This window comes from Streptomyces sp. P9-A4 (genome assembly GCF_036634195.1).
Classification (GTDB): Bacteria; Actinomycetota; Actinomycetes; order Streptomycetales; family Streptomycetaceae; genus Streptomyces.
The window spans coordinates 2,980,646-2,997,260 of record NZ_JAZIFY010000001.1; the positions used below are offsets into that span (position 1 = coordinate 2,980,646).

The window sequence follows — 16,615 nt, forward strand, 5'->3', positions numbered from 1 at the left end:
CGAACAAACCCGGGTCGAACAAGCCCGGGTCGAACAAGCCCGGGTCGAACAAGCCCGGATCAGACCTTCACGAGGTCCGGCTTCGCGCTCTCGCCCGCGGTCCCGTCGGTGTGCCGGGCGAGCGACTCGCCCTCCACGTCGACGTTCGGCAGGATCCGGTCCAGCCACTTCGGCAGCCACCAGGCCTTGTGCCCGAGCAGCGCCAGCACGGCCGGGACGATCGCCATCCGGACCACGAAGGCGTCGAAGAGGACCGCGACGGCCAGGCCGAAGCCGATCATCTTGATCATCTGGTCGTCCATGCCGATGAAGCCGGAGAAGACCGCGATCATGATCACCGCGGCGGCGGTGACCACCCGGGCGCTGTGCCGGAAGCCGGTCACGATCGCCTCGCCGGGCCGCTCCCCGTGGACGTACGCCTCGCGCATCCGGGTGACGAGGAAGACCTCGTAGTCCATCGCGAGACCGAAGACGACACCCACCATGAAGATCGGCATCATCGACATGATCGGGCCGGTCTGCTCGACCCCGAAGAGGCTCCCGAGCCAGCCCCACTGGAAGACCGCGACGACCGCGCCGAGGGCCGCGACCACCGAGAGCAGGAAGCCGAGGGCCGCCTTCAGGGGGACGAGGACCGAGCGGAAGACCAGGGTCAGGAGCAGGAAGGCCAGGCCGACGACGAGCGCCAGGTACGGCACCAGGGCGTCGTTCATCTTCTGCGAGAAGTCGATGTTCATCGCGGTGGCGCCGGTGACGAGGACGTCGTCGCCGGTGGCGCCGCGGATGTCGTGGACGAGGTTCTCGGTGGCGGCCGAGGACGGCCGGTCCTTCGGGACCACCGTGATCATGGCGGCGTCGCCGGCCTTGTTCGGCGTCGCCGGGGTGACGGCCGCCCAGCCTGCGAGGCCCTTGATGGTGGAGACGGTCTTGTCGGCGGTCGCCTTGTCGCCGTCCACGACGACGAGCAGCGGGCCGTTGAAGCCGGGGCCGAAGCCGTCGGAGAGGGCGTCGTAGGCCCGGCGCTCGGAGGTGGAGGTCGGCTTGACGCCGTCGTCCGGCAGGCCCATCTCCAGGGAGGCGGCGGGCAGCGCGATCGCGCCGAGGCCGAGGACGCCGATCAGCAGCACCATGACGGGGCGGCGGATGACGAAGCGGGCCCAGCGGGTGCCGCCGTTGGGCTTGCCGCTCTTGTTCCGGGCGGAGTCCTCCCCGGCCTTCCCCGCCTTCTCCGCCCGGCGCTGCTTGCGGCCGATGACCTTGTCACCGGCGAAGCCCAGCAGCGCCGGGATCAGGGTCAGCGCGATCAGTACGGCGATCACGACCGTGCCGGCGGCGGCGAAGCCCATCTTCGTCAGCATCGGGATGTTGACGACGGCCAGGCCGACCAGGGCGATGACGACGGTGAGTCCGGCGAAGACGACGGCCGATCCCGCCGTGCCGACCGCGCGGCCCGCGGCCTCCTCCTTCTCGCGGCCGTCGGCCAGCTCCGCGCGGTAGCGGGAGACGATGAAGAGGGCGTAGTCGATGCCGACCGCGAGGCCGATCATCATCGCGAGGGTGGAGGTGGTGGAGCCCAGGTCGAGGACGTTCGCCAGCGCGGTGATCGACGAGACGCCGATGCCGACGCCGATGATCGCCGTGAGCAGCGGGAGTCCGGCGGCGACGAGCGAGCCGAAGGTCAGGACGAGGACGACACCGGCGATGACCACGCCGACGATCTCGCCGGCGCCGGTCTCGGGCATGGTCTGGAGGGCGTCACCGCCGACCTCGACGGTCAGGCCCTTGCCCTGCGCGTTCTCCCCGGCCCGGGTCAGCGCCTCGCGCGTCCCGTCGGTCAGCTCCATCCCGTTGACCTTGTAGGCGACGGAGACGTAGGCGGTGGAGCCGTCCTGGGAGACGGCCTGCGCGGTGTACGGGTCGGCGACCGAGACGATCTGGTCCGAGCCGGACTTCAGCGCGGCGACGGTCTCCTCGACGACGGCCTTGTGCGCCGGGTCGGTCACCTTCTGGCCCTCGGGGGCCTTGAAGACGACGCGGGCGGTGGCCCCGTCGGCGCCGGCGCCCGGGAAGCGCTCTTCGAGCAGGTCGAAGGCGCGCTGGGCCTCGGTGCCGGGGATCGAGAAGGAGCCGGAGGTCGCTGCGGGTGCGGTGGCGGCGCCGATCCCGGCGACCGCCAGGAGGGCCACCCAGAGGAGGGCGACGAGCCGTCGGCGCCGGAAGGCGGAACGGCCCAACTTGTAGAGGAACGTGGCCACGGGGGCGTCTCCCGGTGTGGGGTGGGTCAGGGCATGGGGAGCCGGCCCGACGGCGTGAGCGGTGCGACGTCAGGTGGAGAGAGGTACGGATGGAGCTGCGGGGAGGGTCAGACGCCGAGTGAGGGGAGCACGACGGCGTCGATGTACGCGCTGAGGAACGCGCGGTCGACCGGCTGATCGTCGATCAGCGGGCGGGCGACGAAGGCACCGATGAGCATGTGCGGGACGAGCTTCAGCGCCGGGTTGCCGGCGGCGATCTCGCCCCTGCGGACCGCTCGGCGCAGTACTTCGTCGAGGCCGTTCATCTCGGGTTCGACGAGCAGCTCGCGCAGCGCCCGGTGCAGTTCGGGGTTGGTGTGGACGGCATGGGCCAGACCCCGCATCAGCGCGGAGTCCTTCTCCATCTGGCAGTCGTCGGTCCGGGTCATCAGCTCGTGGAAGTCGCCGCGCAGGGTGCCGGTGTCGATCTCGGAGAGGTCGGCCGGCTTGTTGGCGCGCAGCGCCCTGGCGACCAGTTCGGGCTTGCTCCCCCACTGGCGGTAGAGGGTGGCCTTGCTGGAGTGGGTGCGGGCGGCGACGGCGTCCATGGTGAGGGCGTCGTAGCCGACCTCGCGGAGGAGGTCGAGAACGGCCGCGTACAGCTCGGACTCCCGCTCGGGAGTGAGTCTGCTGCGGGCCATGCCGAACCTCCGGACCGAACGAAACGGTTTCGTACAGTACGAAGGTACCCCCGGCCCCAACGAAACGAAACCGTTTCGTACGTGTCCTGGGCCACACGGAAAAACCCGCGGGACGGAAAACCCGCAAGCACGTACGAGTTGCCACACCCCCTCCGCGCGGAAAGCATGAGGGCGTGAGTGACGACGTCGCGTATCTCCGTTTTCCGCACCTCCACGACGACCTGCTGTGCTTCGCCGCCGAGGACGACCTGTGGATCGCCCCGCTCGTCCCCGAGGGCCACCGCCCCGGCCGGGCCTGGCGGCTCACCGTCGACCGGACCCGGGTCGGCCACCCGCGCTTCTCGCCGGACGGGCGCCACATCGCGTACACGAACTGGCGCAGCCTCGACCCCGAGATCCACCTCGTCCCCATAGACGGCGGGGCCGCCCGGCGACTCAGCTACTGGGGGTCCACCGACACCCGGGTCTGCGGCTGGACGCCCCCCGACCAGGACGGCCGCTCCGAGATCCTCGCCGTCTCCTCGCACGGGCAGCCCTTCTCGTACTACTCCTGGGCCTACACCGTCCCCACCGACGGCTCCCCCGGCCGCCGCCTGCCCTGGGGCCCGGTCTCCGACATCAGCGTCACCGACGCCGAAGGGGAGCGCCGCACCCTGCTGCTCACCGGGAAGCCGCCGCACGAACCGGCCGCCTGGAAGCGCTACCTCGGCGGCGCCACCGGGCGCCTCTGGCTGCACGGCGAACGGCTCCTCCCCGACATCGGCGGCCACCTCGACTGCCCCATGGCCGTCGACGGCCGCGTCGCCTTCCTCTCCGACCACGAGGGCGTCGGCAACCTCTACTCCTGCCTGCCCGACGGCACCGACCTGCGCCGCCACACCGACCACGACGAGTTCTACGCCCGGCACGCCTCCAGCGACGGCCACCGCGTCGTCTACCAGTGCGCCGGCGAACTCTGGGTCGTCGACGCGCTCACGGCCGACTCCCGCCCCCGCAAGCTGGAGGTCCGGCTCGGCGGGCAGCGCGTCGGCCGGCGCGCCTACCAGGCGCCCGCCGCCCACCACGTCGACGCGCTCTCCGTCGACGAGACCGGCCGCGCCAGCGCCGTCTCCGTACGCGGCAGCCTGTACTGGCTCACCCACCGCGACGGCCCGGCCCGCACCATCGTCGACACCCCGGGCGTCCGGGTCAGGCTGCCCGAGATGCTCGGCAGCCTCGGGCAGGTCGCGTACGTCACCGACGCCGAGGGCGAGGACGCCGTCGAGATCGCCTGTCTGCCGCGCGCCAGCGGCGACCGGCCGCCGCGCCGCCTCGCCTCCGGCGACCTCGGCCGGGTCGAGGAACTGATCGCCGACCCGGACGGCGAGCGGCTCGCCATCGCCTCCCACGACGGCCGGCTCCTCCTCCTGGACGCCACCGAGGACTCCGACGGCGAGGTCACCGAGCTGATCAGGTCCGTCAACGGGCCCGTCCGCGACCTCGCCTTCTCCCCCGACGGCGACTGGCTCACCTGGTCCCACCCGGGCATCGGCCGCTCCCTGCGCTCCATCAAGATGGCCCGGATCTCCGGGCCCGGCGCCCGGACCGTCGTCGACGTCACCAACGGGCGCTTCGAGGACGAGAACCCCGTCTTCACCCGGGACGGCCGCTATCTCGCCTTCCTGTCCTGGCGCGGCTTCGACCCGGTGTACGACGTGCACACCGGCGATCTGTCCTTCCCGCTCGGCTGCCGCCCCTATCTCGTCCCGCTCTCCTCCGCGACGCCCTCGCCGTTCGCGCTGCTGCCCGACGGGCGGCCGGCGGCCGGCGGTCTCGACCCCGCCGACGACGACACGGACACCGGGGACGGCACGGTCACCGTGGAGATCGAGGGGCTCGCGGAGCGGGTCACCCCGTTCCCCGTCGCCGCCTCCAAGTACTCGGCCCTGCACCCGGTCAGCGGCGGCGGTCTCGTCTGGCTGCGCTGGCCGATCTCGGGCGCGCTCGGCGAGACCTTCGCCAACCCGGCCGACACCTCGGGAAAGCCCACCCTGGAGCACTTCTCCATCACCAAGGCCCGCAGGAACGAACTCGCCAAGGACCTCGACTGGTTCGCGGTCAGCGGCGACGGCACCCGGCTGGTCGTCGCCGAGGACGGCGAGCTGCGGGCCGTGCCCTCGACCGAGTCCGGGGACGGCGACTCCACCGTCTATCTGGACCTGCGGCGCATCCTGCACGAGATCGACCCGGGCGCCGAGTGGCGGCAGGCCTTCGACGAGGCCGGCCGGATCGTCCGCGCCTACTTCTGGGAGCCCGGGATGGGCGGGGTCGACTGGACGGCCGTCCTCGACCAGTACCGGCCGCTCGTCGAACGGGTCGCCTCCCCCGACGAGTTCGCCGATCTGCTGCGGGAGGTGATGGGCGAACTGGGCACCTCGCACGCGTACGTCACCCCCGCCCGCCGCAACGAGGGCCCCCCGCACTACCAGCGGCCCATGGGCCTCCTCGGCGCCAACCTGGTGCTCCGCGAGGCCGGGTGGACGGTGAGGCGCATCCTGCCCGGCGAGTCCTCCGACTCCAAGGCCCGCTCCCCGCTGGCCGGCACCGGCATCCGCGAGGGCGCTGTCCTCACCCATGTCGACGGCCGGCCCGTGGACCCCGTCGCCGGCCCGTACCCGCTGTTCTCCGGCACCGGCGGCACCACGGTCGAGCTGACCTTCACCCCCGCCGAGGGCGAGGGCCGGGCCCGTCGCGTCGCCGTCGTCCCGCTCGTCGACGAACGGCCGCTGCGCTACCAGGACTGGGTGGCCAAACGCCGTGCGGTGGTACGGGAGCTGAGCGGCGGCCGGTGCGGCTATCTGCACATCCCCGACATGGGCGGCTCGGGCTGGGCCCAGTTCAACCGCGACCTGCGGATGGAGGTCTCCCGGCCCGCGCTGATCGTCGACGTACGGGGCAACGCCGGCGGCAACATCAGCGAACTCGTCGTCGAGAAGCTCACCCGCAAGATCCTCGGCTGGGACCTCACTCGCAACGCCCAGCCCGTCGCGTACGCCTCCAACGCCCCGCGCGGCCCCATCGTCGCGCTCGCGGACGAGGCGACCTCCTCCGACGGCGACATGATCACCGCCGCGTTCAAGCTGCTCGGCCTCGGTCCGGTCGTCGGCCAGCGCACCTGGGGCGGGGTGGTCGGCATGACCGGCCGCCACCAGCTCGGGGACGGCACGCAGATCACCGTCCCGATGAACGCGGCCTGGTTCCCCGAGTACGGCTGGTCCCTGGAGAACCACGGCGTCGAACCGGACCTCGCGGTGCTCCGTACGCCACTGGACTGGGCGGAGGGCCGGTACGGACAGCTCGACGACGCGGTCCACATGGCCCTCGCGCTCCTCACGGAGACCCCGGCGGCGAGCCCGCCGGGGTACGAGGCCCTGCCGGACCGCTCCCGCCCGAAACTGCCGCCGAGGGCGACCTAGGGCCTGTCGTCGAACTCCCGCCGCGGGGCAGGTGGGAGGTCGACGACAGGCCCTAGGCGGTGTCTTCAAATGATCGCTGCTGGTGGATCATGGTTGCGTGATACGTCGTCATGAGCTGTCTGATGCCGAGTGGGAGTTCGTCCGGCCGTTGCTTCCCGTGTCGTTGCGGGGGCGGAAGCGGCTGGACGATCGCAGGGTGTTGAACGGGATCGTGTGGAAGTTCCGGACCGGGACGGCCTGGCGGGACGTGCCCGAGTGTTACGGGCCGTGGGCCACGCTCCACACGCGTTTTCGCAGGTGGGCGGCGGACGGGACGTTCGACCGGATGCTGCGGGCCGCGCAGGCGAAGGCGGACGCGGCGGGCGACATCGAGTGGCTGGTGTCGGTCGACTCCACGGTCGTCCGCGCCCATCAGCACGCGGCCGGGGCCCGAAAAGGGGGCTCCGCGACCCGGCCCTCGGCCGGTCCAGGGGTGGCCTGACCAGCAAGATTCATCTGGCCTGCGACGGGCGGGGCCGTCCGCTCGGCTTCGTCGTCACGGGCGGCAACACCAACGACTGCACCCGGTTCACCACGGTCATGGAAGCGATCCGGGTGCCCCGGATCGGACCGGGACGGCCCCGGATCCGGCCCGATCACGTCTTGGGAGACAAGGGCTACAGCTCGAAGGCGATCCGTGCCTGGCTCCGCCGTCGGGGCATCCCGCACACGATTCCCGAGCGGGCCGACCAGGTCCGCAACCGGGCCCGGCGAGGCAGCCGCGGAGGCCGCCCGCCGGCCTTCGACCGCGAGGCATACAAGCATCGCAACGTCGTGGAACGCTGCTTCAACCGCCTGAAGCAGTGGCGGGGCATCGCCACCCGATACGACAAGACCGCCCAGTCCTACGAAGCCGCCGTCGCCCTCGCCTCACTCCTGATGTGGGCGTGACATTTGACGACAGACCCTAGAGGAAGGCCAGTTCCCCCAGGTCCAGCTCGTAGGCGGCCCCCGCCTCACCGCCGAGCGTCACACTCCCGACCACCCCGAAACCGACCCGCCCGAGCACGGCCCTCGACCCCGCGTTGTCGAGGGTCGTGACGGCGGTCAGCCGGCTCAGCCCGTACGTCTCGCGCGCCAGCCGGCACACCTCCCGCACCCCGGCGGTCGCCACCCCGCGCCCGGTCGCCTTCTCGGCCACCCGGTAGCCCAGCTCGGCCTCCCCGTCGACGAGGTCGACCAGGTTGAACCGCCCGAGGATCTCCCCGCCCTCCCCCACCAGCACATGGAACCGGATCGTCCCGGTCTCCTGCTCGTCGAGCAGCGCCCGGTGCCGTTCCGCGAAGTCGGCGAAGTACGCGTCCCCCCGGTCGGGCACGGACGCGGCGAAGTACGCCCGGTTCTCGCGCTCGAAGGCGAGGAGGGCGGTGGCGTGATCGGATCGCAGTCGCTCAAGTACGGCCATGGGCGCCACCGTACGAAGATCCGCCGCCGGACACGTACAACTTTTCGGCCTGCGGCGGGCCTGAACGGGTGTCGTACAACAGCGTCGCCCGAGGACGCGCACGTGAAAGGGCGCACCCGGGTGATCCCGGGTGCGCCCTCCCGACGCGACCGACACGATCGCACGCGAAACGCGACGTGTCAGGCGTCGTAGTCCTGGTCGAGACGGTCCCGGGCCTCCTGCTGGGCCCGGCGCGTCTCGTCGTCGGAGCGGTCGCGGCCCTGGGAGGCGCGCTCGGACGCCTCGTCCTTCTTCTTGCCCATGGCCTGCTTGGCCTGCTGCTTGAGCTGCTCCGACTTGTCCTTGAACTGGTCTGCCATGCCCATGAACGTTCACTCCTAGAAAGATGTGTGCGGGGGCCGGGGGCTGCTTGCCCCTCGGGCCTCGACCAGCGTTGCACGAGCGAACATTCCACGCATTTCGATCAGTTACGGACCGCTACCGGGCGGCGGACCCGCCCGCCCTGGCCTCCTCGTCGGCCGCCCCGCCCGCGCCCACGAGCCCCTTGGGCACCGAGCCGAGCCGGGGCTCGAAGCGCTTCATCTCGCGCTGCCCGACGGTCGCGATCATCCCGGGCAGATAGCCCCGGACCGACTGCATCCCGCGCAGCCACCACTGCGCGTACACATGGGCCGAGCGCCGCTCGATGCCCGCCACGATCCGGTCGACGGCCGGGCCGAGGGGGTACGTGCGGTTCGCCGGCCACGGCAGCCGCTGCCGCAGCTCCTTCATCACGTCGTCCTGGTCGGCGCCCCGCACCATGTCCGTGTCGGTCCAGGAGAGATAGCCGACGCCGACCTTCACTCCCTTGTACGCGACCTCGGCGCGCAGGCTGTGCGCGAAGGCCTCGACGCCCGACTTGGAGGCGCAGTACGCCGACATCATCGGCGCCGGCGTGAGGGCGGCGAGGGAGGCGATCTGGAGGAAGTACCCCCGGGACTCCATGAGGACGGGCAGGAACGCCCGGCCCGTCACGGCGCCGCCGATCAGGTTGACCTCGATGACCCGCCGCCAGGCGACCGGGTCGGACTCGGCGAACGGACCGCCCGCCGCGACACCGGCGTTGGCGACGACGATGTCGACCTTCCCGAAGCGTTCCTTCACCTCGGCCGCGACCCGGGCCATCGCCTCGTGGTCGGTGACGTCGGCGTGCCACCAGTCGGCCTCGGTGTGCAGCCGCCCGGCGACCTCCTTGAGCTGCTCCGGCTCCAGGCCGACGAGCGCGATCTTCGCGCCGCGCGCGGAGAGCTTGCGGGCGAGGAGTTCCCCGACCCCGCGGGCACCTCCGGTGACGACCGCGACCTGTCCTTCCAGGCTCACCCGGCTCATGCCTTCTCCTTCACTTCCAGGTAGGTGTCGGTCAGTGCACGGATCCGCGCGGTGACGGCCTCGGGGGCCTCCACCGGCGTCATATGTCCCATACCCGCGAGTTCGAGCAGGCCCACGCACTGCGGGAGGGCCTCGGCCATCGCCCGCGAGTGGACGGGCGGGGTGAGCCGGTCGACGGTGCCGACGAGGACGGCGACCGGCAGGTCGAGGGCCCGTACGCCCGCTTCGAGGTCGAGCGCGGAGAGCACCCCGGACCAGCCGACACGGGCGCCGCGCGGGCAGGCGTGCACGATCCTGGCACAGGCGTCGACCCGGTCCGGGGCGGAACCCGGGCCCATCGTCGCGTGCTTGAGGATCTTCTTCGAGACGGCGTTGACCGGCCCGAGCGGCGCCTTGGCGCCGAGGACGCCCCGGGTCAGCCGGGTGCGGCGGGCGCTCGGACGGCCCGGTACGACGGTGGCCTCGGCGGTCAGCCGGGAGGCCCCGGTGGAGCAGAGCAGCAGGGCCGCCGCGTGCTCCCGGAGGCCGGGCCGGCCGGCCGCCGCCATCAGCGTCATGCCGCCCATGGAGTGCCCGGCGACGACGGCCTTCTCGCCGGGGGCGAGGGTGGCCGCGAGGACCGCTTCGAGGTCGTCGGCGAGTGCGCGGGTCGAGTACCCGGCGGGTCCGGCCGGGGCCGGGGACAGGCCGTGGCCGCGCTGGTCGTAGGCGATGACGCGGTGGTCGGCGGCGAGGGCCCGTATCTGCTCGGCCCAGAAGGCGATCGAGCACGTCCAGCCGTGGGAGAGGACGACGGCGGGCGCGCCCTCGGGGCCGTACACCTCGACGTGGATCCGGGCGCCGTCGGCGGAGACGGCGGTGAGTTCGCGCGACGCGGGCAGCGAGGTCAGGTGCCGGCTCACTGGGCGGCCTCCTTCTTGTGGGAGGTGGCGCCGCGCCCCTTCGCCGCGGCGGCGGGCTCGGCCGCACGGGCGGACTTGACCGGCTCGGCCGCGCGGACGACCTCGTACTCCGAGAGGTCGACCTGACGGGTCTCGCGCCGGAACTCGCCCGTCGTGCCCGGCCACAGCGTGGTGTTGCGGCCGTTGGCGTCGAGGTACCAGCTGTCGCAGCCGCCGGCCTTCCAGACGGTCCGCTCCATCCGGGCCTGCACCTTGCGGTTCCAGGCGCCGACGGCGGAGGGCCGGGCGGCGAGGGCGGCGCGCCCGCCGAGAACGTTCAGCTGGCGCAGGTAGTCGGCCATGTAGTTCAGCTGGGACTCGATCATCAGGATCATCGAGGAGTTCCCGAGGCCGGTGTTGGGGCCGATGACCGTCATGAAGTTGGGGAAGCCGGCGGCGGTGGCGCCGCGCAGCGCCTCCACCCCGCCCTTCCAGGACTCGGCGAGGGTCTGCCCCTCGTCGCCGACGACCCGTTCCGCGATCGGCATGTCCGTGACGTGGAAGCCGGTGCCGAAGACGATCGCGTCGACCTCGGTCTCGGTGCCGTCGGCGGCGACCACGGTGGAGCCGCGGACCTCGCGGAGCCCGGAGGCGACGACATCGACGTTGGGCTGCGCGAGCGCCGGGTAGTACGCGTTGGAGAGCAGGATCCGCTTGCAGCCGATGCGGTACGAGGGCGTCAGCTTGGCCCGCAGCACCGGGTCCTTGATCGACTTGGCGATGTTGGCCTTGGCGAGCTTCTCGACGAGCCCGAGTTCGTTGGGGTGCTTGGTGAAGGCGCCGACCTGGAGTTCGCGGATGCCCCAGAGGATGCCCCGGCGCAGGGTGCCCGTGACGGGCAGGGCGCGGTGGAGCCAGCGCTCGGGGCCGGTGATGGCCCGGTCCATGCGGCGCATGACCCAGGGGGGCGTGCGCTGGAAGAGGGTCAGTTTCCCGACCTTCGGCTGGATGGCGGGCACGATCTGGATGGCGGAGGCGCCGGTGCCGACCATGGCGACGCGCTTGCCGGTGAGGTCGTAGTCGTGGTCCCAGCGGGCCGAGTGGAAGACCTTGCCGGGGAAGTCGGCGATGCCGGGGATGTCCGGGATCCTGGGGTCGGAGAGCGGCCCGGTCGCGGAGACGACGACCTCGGCGCTGAAGCCGCCGCGGCTGGTCTCGATCTCCCAGCGGAGCGTCTCGGTGTCCCACGCCATGCGCAGCACCTCGTGTTCGAGGCGCAGATGGGGGCGGATGCCGAAGGTGTCGGTGACGTGTTCGAGGTAGGCCCGGATGTGGCGCTGGCCGGAGAAGGTCCGGGGCCAGTCGGGGTTGGGCGCGAAGGAGAAGGAGTAGAGGTGGGAGGGGACGTCGCAGGCACAGCCCGGGTAGCTGTTGTCCCGCCATGTGCCGCCCACGGAGTCGGCCCGCTCCAGGACCACGAAGTCGGTGATCCCCTCGCGGCGCAGCCGGACCGCGGCGCCGAGGCCACCGAATCCGGATCCGATCACCGCCACCCGTACGTGCTCGTGCTTCGCCATGCCGCCTCCCGCGGGCCCGACTGATCGCGCCAGCAATCACTGGCACAGTCGGGACTGTAGAGCAGCTCCATACCGAGCGGTAGGGGTACGACGAGGGAAAGTTACCGGCGGTACAACATAGGCTGGCGGGCGTGGCAGAAGGATCGGGCAAGGGATCGGGAACCGACACCGTGGCGGACGAGGACGAACGCGAGTACCGCATGGAGGAACTGGCGTCCGCCGCCGGCATCACCGTGCGCACCCTGCGCTTCTACCGCGAGCGCGGACTGATCCCGCCGCCCCGCAGGGAGGGCCGGATCGCCTGGTACGACACCCGGCACCTGGCCCGGCTGCGCACCATCGCCGCCCTCCTGGAGCGCGGCCACACCCTCAACGGCATCGCCGACCTCACCACCGCCTTCGAGAGCGGCCGGAACGTCCACGAGGTCCTCGCCCTCCCCGCCCCCTCCGAGGAGGAGCCGGTCCGCCTCACCCCCGAGGAGCTGGCCGACCACTTCGCCGGCGAGGTCACCGCCGAGAACCTCGCCGCCGCGCTCGACCTCGGCTACCTCGTCACCGACGGCGAGGAGATCATCCACATCAGCCGCCGGCTGCTCGACGTCTCCGCCGCCCTCGTCCGCGAGGGCATCCCACTCGCCGAGGTCCTCAAGGCGGGCTCCCGCGTCCGCGAGCACGCCGACGCCCTCGCGGAACTCTTCACCGAACTCCTGCGCACCCACGCGGGCGAGGACGACGTGTGGCGGCTGCGCCCCCTCGCGAAGAGCGTGGTGGAGGCGGAACTGTCCCTGGCCCTCGACCGACGGCTCCGCGCCGGGGAGGACCCGGAACCGGCCTCATGACCGCCTGACAGGTTCTTCAACGGTTCTTCATCACCCCGGTCCTACGGTCGGTCCACCTACCGAGGAACGGGCTGACCGGGAGAACCGACGGGAGCAAGCGGGTGCTGCCGGCCGCGGCGGCTGCGATCGTGGCGTTCACACTCGCGCCGAAGCTCACCCCCGAGCAGGTCAGGACCCAGTTCGCCTTCGCCGCGCGCATGCGGAGGAACGGCGCCCCGGACTTCCCCGACCCCGAACCCGACGGCAACGTCTACGGGGACGTCACCTGGGACTCGACCACGGCCGCAGCCAAGCGGGCCGCCCGCGACTGCGCCCCGATCATCGCCGACCCGGTCGACCAGGGTCCGGGCAAGGGGTGAGCGGGATGTTCACCGAAGAGAAGGCCGACGGGGACACGGTCGCGGCCCCGGACGCGGCTCCGGAACCGGCCCCGGCCCCGCGCCGCCGCCGGAGCCGTCCGGCGACGGCGAGCAACACAGCCGGACGGGGCCTTCCGCTGCCGCTCCCTACAGGTCGTAGACGGCCGTCACGGGGGCGTGGTCGCTCCAGCGCTCCTCGTGGGTGGCGGCCCGCTCGACGTACGCCTTGACGGCCTTGGCGGCGAGACCGGCGGTGGCCATCTGGTAGTCGATGCGCCAGCCGGAGTCATTATCGAAGGCCCGCCCGCGGTAGGACCACCAGGAGTAGGGCCCCTCCTGCTCGGGGTGGAGCTCCCGTACGACGTCGACGTAGCCCCCGTCCGCCGCGTCGAGCACCCGGCCGAGCCATTCCCGCTCCTCGGGCAGGAAGCCGGCGTTCTTCTTGTTGGCCTTCCAGTTCTTGAGGTCGGCCTCGCGGTGGGCGATGTTCCAGTCGCCGCAGACGACGACCTCGCGCCCGTCGGCGGCGGCCTTCTCGCGCAGCTCCTTGAGGTACGGCAGGAAGGCGTCCATGAACCGGTACTTCTCGTCCTGGCGCTCGGTGCCGACCTCGCCGGAGGGCAGATAGAGGCTGGCGACGGTGACGCCGGGCAGGTCGGCCTCGACGTACCGGCCGCTGCCGTCGAACTCGCTCGACCCGAAGCCGACGCGGACCCGGTCGGGCTCGCGGCGGGTGTAGAGGGAGACACCGGCGCGGCCCTTGGCGGCGGCGGGCGCGTGGACGGTGAACCAGCCCTCGGGAGCCCGCACCTCCTCGGGCAGCTGCGCCTCCTCGGCGCGCACCTCCTGGAGGCAGACGGCATCGGCGGAGGTCCCGCCCAGCCACTCGACGAACCCCTTCTTGGCGGCGGCACGGAGCCCGTTGACATTGACGCTGGTCACAGTGTACAAAACATGCCCCTTGACGGGTGAAAGGTTAGGCCCAGGGGTCAGGCTCCCACACGGGGTGCACGGTGACCGTCGTACCTCCTTCCGGCTGCCGCGCGAGCACGACCCGGCGGGCGAGCTGCCGCAGAAGGCTGTTCCGTTCGACGTCGTTCATGAGCTTCCAGCCGACCGCGAGAGCGGCGACGACGGGAACATAGTCCTCCTGGTGCGGGGTCAGTACGACAACGGAGAGCCGCTCTAGGGCGGCCGTCGTGGCGGCCTGCTGCGTGCGGATCACGTCGCGGGCGGCCTCGTACTCACCGGGCCCGTACTCGTCTGGGTCGGCAGCTCGGTCCGCTCGAAGCCGTGCGAGCGCAGCTTTCTGCTTGTCCGCTTCGGCCTCCAGGCGGGCCCGCTCGCGCGCGGCGGCTGCGCGCGGGTCTGCTTTCGGTGCCCTCGGTGAGGGCACGCTGGGGGTCGCGTCGATGGCGGGGGCGGCCTTGTCCATCCTCGACCGCATCCGCAGCCTCGAACGCGAGGTACGCGAGCTGCGCGGACGCTCTCAGATCCGCCCGGCAATGAACCAGGTCCTCAACGGCAACGTTACCGTCGGCGAGGGCGGCGCCCTTTCGGTCATGGGCCCCGGCGGAGCCGAAACCCTCCGGGTCGGCAAGCTGTTTCCCAGCACGGGCGAGTTCGGCGCCGTGATCCGCCGAGACGACAACTCCATCGCCTTCGGGGTCTACCGGGGGAACGCCCCTACCACGCAACCGCAGGCACTCCGCTTCCTCGACGCCGACGGGCACGAGATCTTCGCCGAGGACACCGTCGCCCACGGCCTCGCCCGCCCGTACCTTCCACTGCCGATCCCCACGGAAGAGGACGTCACCCGGTGGCCCCGCACGACGTCCACCGCGTGGACGACGATCGGCCGCTCAGCCGGAATCGTCCAACACCCCCGGCTCAAGATCTACGCCGCCATGGCCAGCTCGGCCGGATCGTCCGGGCAGATCCGCTTTCTCGTGGGCGGCACCGTAGTCGCCACGGCCTCAGTGGGCCAGCCGCTCGTGACCGAGGCAGCCGTGCCGTCCTACACGTACGAGGGCGAGTTCGAGTTCGAACTACAGGCCCGCATCACCGCCGGCACCGGCACCGTCTACGGCATGACCCGCTTCCTGTACGGCGTCCAGTCCTGACCCCTTCCCCAAGGGCCGCCCCGCGCACCGCGCCGGGCGGCCCTTCCGCATCTTCGGAGGCATCCACCATGTCCACCCCCATGAGCGCCGCGCGCTTCCTCCAGGCCCTCCGCAACGAGGGACTCACCGTCGTGACCACCCCCGGGTGGGAAACCCGCAACCGCAACCACAAGGGCCCGTGGGGGCCCGTCCACGGCGTAATGGTCCACGCGACCGTGACCGGCCCGAAGGTCGACGGCGTCCGCATCTGCCGCGACGGGTACGAGGGCCTGCCGGGCCCGCTGTGTCACGGCGTGATCCGCCGCGACGGCTCCGTACACCTCGTCGGCTACGGCCGTACCAACCACGCGGGCAGCGGAGACCCCGATGTCCTCCGGGCCGTCATCAACGAGAAGCCCCTGCCGGCCGACAACGAGGCCACGACGGACGGCAACCGGCACTTCTACGGGTTCGAGTGCGAGAACCTGAACGACGGCAAGGACCCGTGGACGCCAGCCCAGCTGGAGGCGATCGAGAAGGCCGCCGCCGCCCTGTGCCGCGTCCACGGCTGGGACGAGCGGCCCGTCATCGGACACCTGGAGTGGCAGCCGGGCAAGTCCGACCCGCGCGGCTTCACCATGCCGGCGATGCGCGACCGCGTCGCCGACCGCCTCGGCGACAAGCCGAAGCCGGCGCCGAAGCCCACCCCCACGCCGAAGCCGTATGTCCCGCCCGTGTTCCCGGCCGGCCTCGCCCCGGGTCGCACCACACCGTCCGCCCGTGCACTTCAGCGCGTGCTCAAGGCCACCGGCTTCATGCCGAAGGCCACGCCCGAGGCCGACAACTACGGCCCGGTCACCGAGGCGTCCGTCAACCGCTTCCACGCCGCACACCCGCAGTACCGCGCGGCCGGGAAGACGTACGACCCGAACATCGGCCCGCGCGGGTGGGCGTACCTGCACCGCCTCGCGTACGGCCGCTGATCGCGTCCGAACCTCGAGCTTTAGTTGAACTTTGAACAAATGCTCGAGCCTCCCACCCCCCACCCCTCACAGGAGGTCCCCCGCATGTCCCCCGTCACGAAGCGCACCATTCGCACCGTGCTCCAGACCACCGTGGCCCTGGCGCTCGCGCTCCCCGCGATCGTCGCCGCGTCCGGCATCCCCGCCGCCCTGCCCTGGGTGGCCGGCGCCCTCGCCATCTCGGGCGGCCTCGCCCGCGTCATGGCCCTGCCCGCCGTCGAGGCGCTCCTCGACCGTGTCGGCCTCGGCCTGGTCGACGAGTTCCGGCAGTGACTCAGCCCTCGCCGTCCGACCCGGCCGCCGTCGCCCTTGAGCTGGAGAGGATCAGAAGGACGATCGAGGTGGGGTTCACCCGCACCGACGGGTCCCTCGCCCTCCTGGTCCAGCGGCATGACCAGACCGACCAGGCGCTCAAGGACCACGCCTCCCGTCTCGACGGCCACGACACCCGTCTCGACACCATCGAGCGCGGCGAGACCGAGCGGCAGAAGCGCAACGATGGCCGCCTCGACGCCCTCGAACGGGCCCGCTGGCCGCTACCGTCCCTCGCCGTGCTCGTCGCCCTCGCCGGGCTCATCTACCAGCTCGTCCAGAAGTAGACCGCGCCCCCTCCGCTCAGGCGGAGGGGGCGCA

16 protein-coding genes and 1 pseudogene are annotated in these 16,615 nt (G+C 71.9%); 8 read left to right on the top strand and 9 right to left on the bottom strand.

Translation table 11 applies throughout. The features are described from left to right. Positions 1-59 precede the first annotated feature (59 nt). Positions 60-2,255: an MMPL family transporter gene (locus V4Y03_RS13355; RefSeq protein WP_332435061.1), complete on the bottom strand. Its 2,196-nt coding sequence runs from the start codon at positions 2,253-2,255 to the stop codon at positions 60-62. A 107-nt stretch (positions 2,256-2,362) separates the two neighbouring features. Continuing rightward, positions 2,363-2,935 (bottom strand): TetR/AcrR family transcriptional regulator, encoded by a 573-nt coding sequence (locus V4Y03_RS13360; RefSeq protein ID WP_317874217.1) that lies wholly within the window; start codon positions 2,933-2,935, stop codon positions 2,363-2,365. Positions 2,936-3,108: 173 nt separating this feature from the next. Here V4Y03_RS13360 and V4Y03_RS13365 point away from each other — a divergent pair, with 173 nt between their 5' ends. Next, the gene (locus V4Y03_RS13365; RefSeq protein WP_332435062.1) at positions 3,109-6,390 is read left to right on the top strand and encodes a S41 family peptidase; all 3,282 of its coding nucleotides are present in this window, start codon (positions 3,109-3,111) and stop codon (positions 6,388-6,390) included. A gap of 157 nt (positions 6,391-6,547) precedes the next feature. Beyond that, a pseudogene (locus V4Y03_RS13370) lies at positions 6,548-7,320 on the top strand (IS5 family transposase). Between the two features lie 16 nt (positions 7,321-7,336). Here V4Y03_RS13370 and V4Y03_RS13375 read toward each other — a convergent pair. The 5 genes from V4Y03_RS13375 to V4Y03_RS13395 all read right to left on the bottom strand — a co-directional run bounded on the left by V4Y03_RS13375 (position 7,337) and on the right by V4Y03_RS13395 (position 11,660). Then, a complete protein-coding gene (locus V4Y03_RS13375; protein WP_317874219.1) occupies positions 7,337-7,834 on the bottom strand; it encodes a GNAT family N-acetyltransferase in 498 nt (165 codons plus the stop codon). 179 nt (positions 7,835-8,013) lie between these two features. After that, positions 8,014-8,193, bottom strand: a complete 180-nt coding sequence (locus V4Y03_RS13380; protein WP_442809566.1) for a hypothetical protein — start codon at positions 8,191-8,193, stop codon at positions 8,014-8,016. A gap of 118 nt (positions 8,194-8,311) precedes the next feature. Further along, entirely contained in the window at positions 8,312-9,202 is an 891-nt protein-coding gene (locus V4Y03_RS13385; protein WP_332435063.1) for an SDR family oxidoreductase, read from the bottom strand. After that, the gene (locus V4Y03_RS13390; protein WP_443079871.1) at positions 9,199-10,092 is read right to left on the bottom strand and encodes an alpha/beta fold hydrolase; all 894 of its coding nucleotides are present in this window, start codon (positions 10,090-10,092) and stop codon (positions 9,199-9,201) included. The genes V4Y03_RS13385 and V4Y03_RS13390 overlap by 4 nt, the downstream gene beginning before the upstream one ends. An 8-nt stretch (positions 10,093-10,100) precedes the next feature. Further along, positions 10,101-11,660 (bottom strand): flavin-containing monooxygenase, encoded by a 1,560-nt coding sequence (locus V4Y03_RS13395; RefSeq protein WP_317877916.1) that lies wholly within the window; start codon positions 11,658-11,660, stop codon positions 10,101-10,103. A 200-nt stretch (positions 11,661-11,860) separates the two neighbouring features. Between V4Y03_RS13395 and V4Y03_RS13400 the strand changes: the two genes are divergently transcribed. Further along, the gene (locus V4Y03_RS13400) at positions 11,861-12,499 is read left to right on the top strand and encodes a MerR family transcriptional regulator (RefSeq protein ID WP_332437169.1); all 639 of its coding nucleotides are present in this window, start codon (positions 11,861-11,863) and stop codon (positions 12,497-12,499) included. Positions 12,500-12,627: 128 nt separating this feature from the next. Then, the gene (locus V4Y03_RS13405; RefSeq protein ID WP_332435065.1) at positions 12,628-12,858 is read left to right on the top strand and encodes a hypothetical protein; all 231 of its coding nucleotides are present in this window, start codon (positions 12,628-12,630) and stop codon (positions 12,856-12,858) included. Positions 12,859-13,005: 147 nt separating this feature from the next. On the opposite strand, the gene V4Y03_RS13410 is transcribed toward V4Y03_RS13405, so the two are convergent. Together V4Y03_RS13410 and V4Y03_RS13415 are read right to left on the bottom strand one after the other, a co-directional pair. Then, positions 13,006-13,809: an exodeoxyribonuclease III gene (locus V4Y03_RS13410; protein ID WP_332435066.1), complete on the bottom strand. Its 804-nt coding sequence runs from the start codon at positions 13,807-13,809 to the stop codon at positions 13,006-13,008. Between the two features lie 25 nt (positions 13,810-13,834). Further along, positions 13,835-14,293: a hypothetical protein gene (locus V4Y03_RS13415; RefSeq protein ID WP_332435067.1), complete on the bottom strand. Its 459-nt coding sequence runs from the start codon at positions 14,291-14,293 to the stop codon at positions 13,835-13,837. Here V4Y03_RS13415 and V4Y03_RS13420 point away from each other — a divergent pair. The 4 genes from V4Y03_RS13420 to V4Y03_RS13435 all read left to right on the top strand — a co-directional run bounded on the left by V4Y03_RS13420 (position 14,286) and on the right by V4Y03_RS13435 (position 16,581). Next, positions 14,286-14,981, top strand: coding sequence for a hypothetical protein (locus tag V4Y03_RS13420; protein ID WP_332435068.1), 696 nt, complete (start codon positions 14,286-14,288; stop codon positions 14,979-14,981). The two genes, V4Y03_RS13415 and V4Y03_RS13420, sit on opposite strands and share 8 nt — an antisense overlap. 68 nt (positions 14,982-15,049) lie before the next feature. Continuing rightward, positions 15,050-15,943 carry a peptidoglycan recognition protein family protein gene (locus tag V4Y03_RS13425; RefSeq protein WP_332435069.1) on the top strand — a complete coding sequence of 298 codons (894 nt, stop codon included), beginning with the start codon at positions 15,050-15,052 and terminating at the stop codon, positions 15,941-15,943. An 84-nt stretch (positions 15,944-16,027) separates the two neighbouring features. Next, positions 16,028-16,255: a hypothetical protein gene (locus V4Y03_RS13430; protein ID WP_332435070.1), complete on the top strand. Its 228-nt coding sequence runs from the start codon at positions 16,028-16,030 to the stop codon at positions 16,253-16,255. Next, positions 16,252-16,581, top strand: coding sequence for a hypothetical protein (locus V4Y03_RS13435; protein WP_332435071.1), 330 nt, complete (start codon positions 16,252-16,254; stop codon positions 16,579-16,581). Before V4Y03_RS13430 ends, V4Y03_RS13435 begins: the two co-directional genes overlap by 4 nt. Positions 16,582-16,615: the final 34 nt, after the last annotated feature.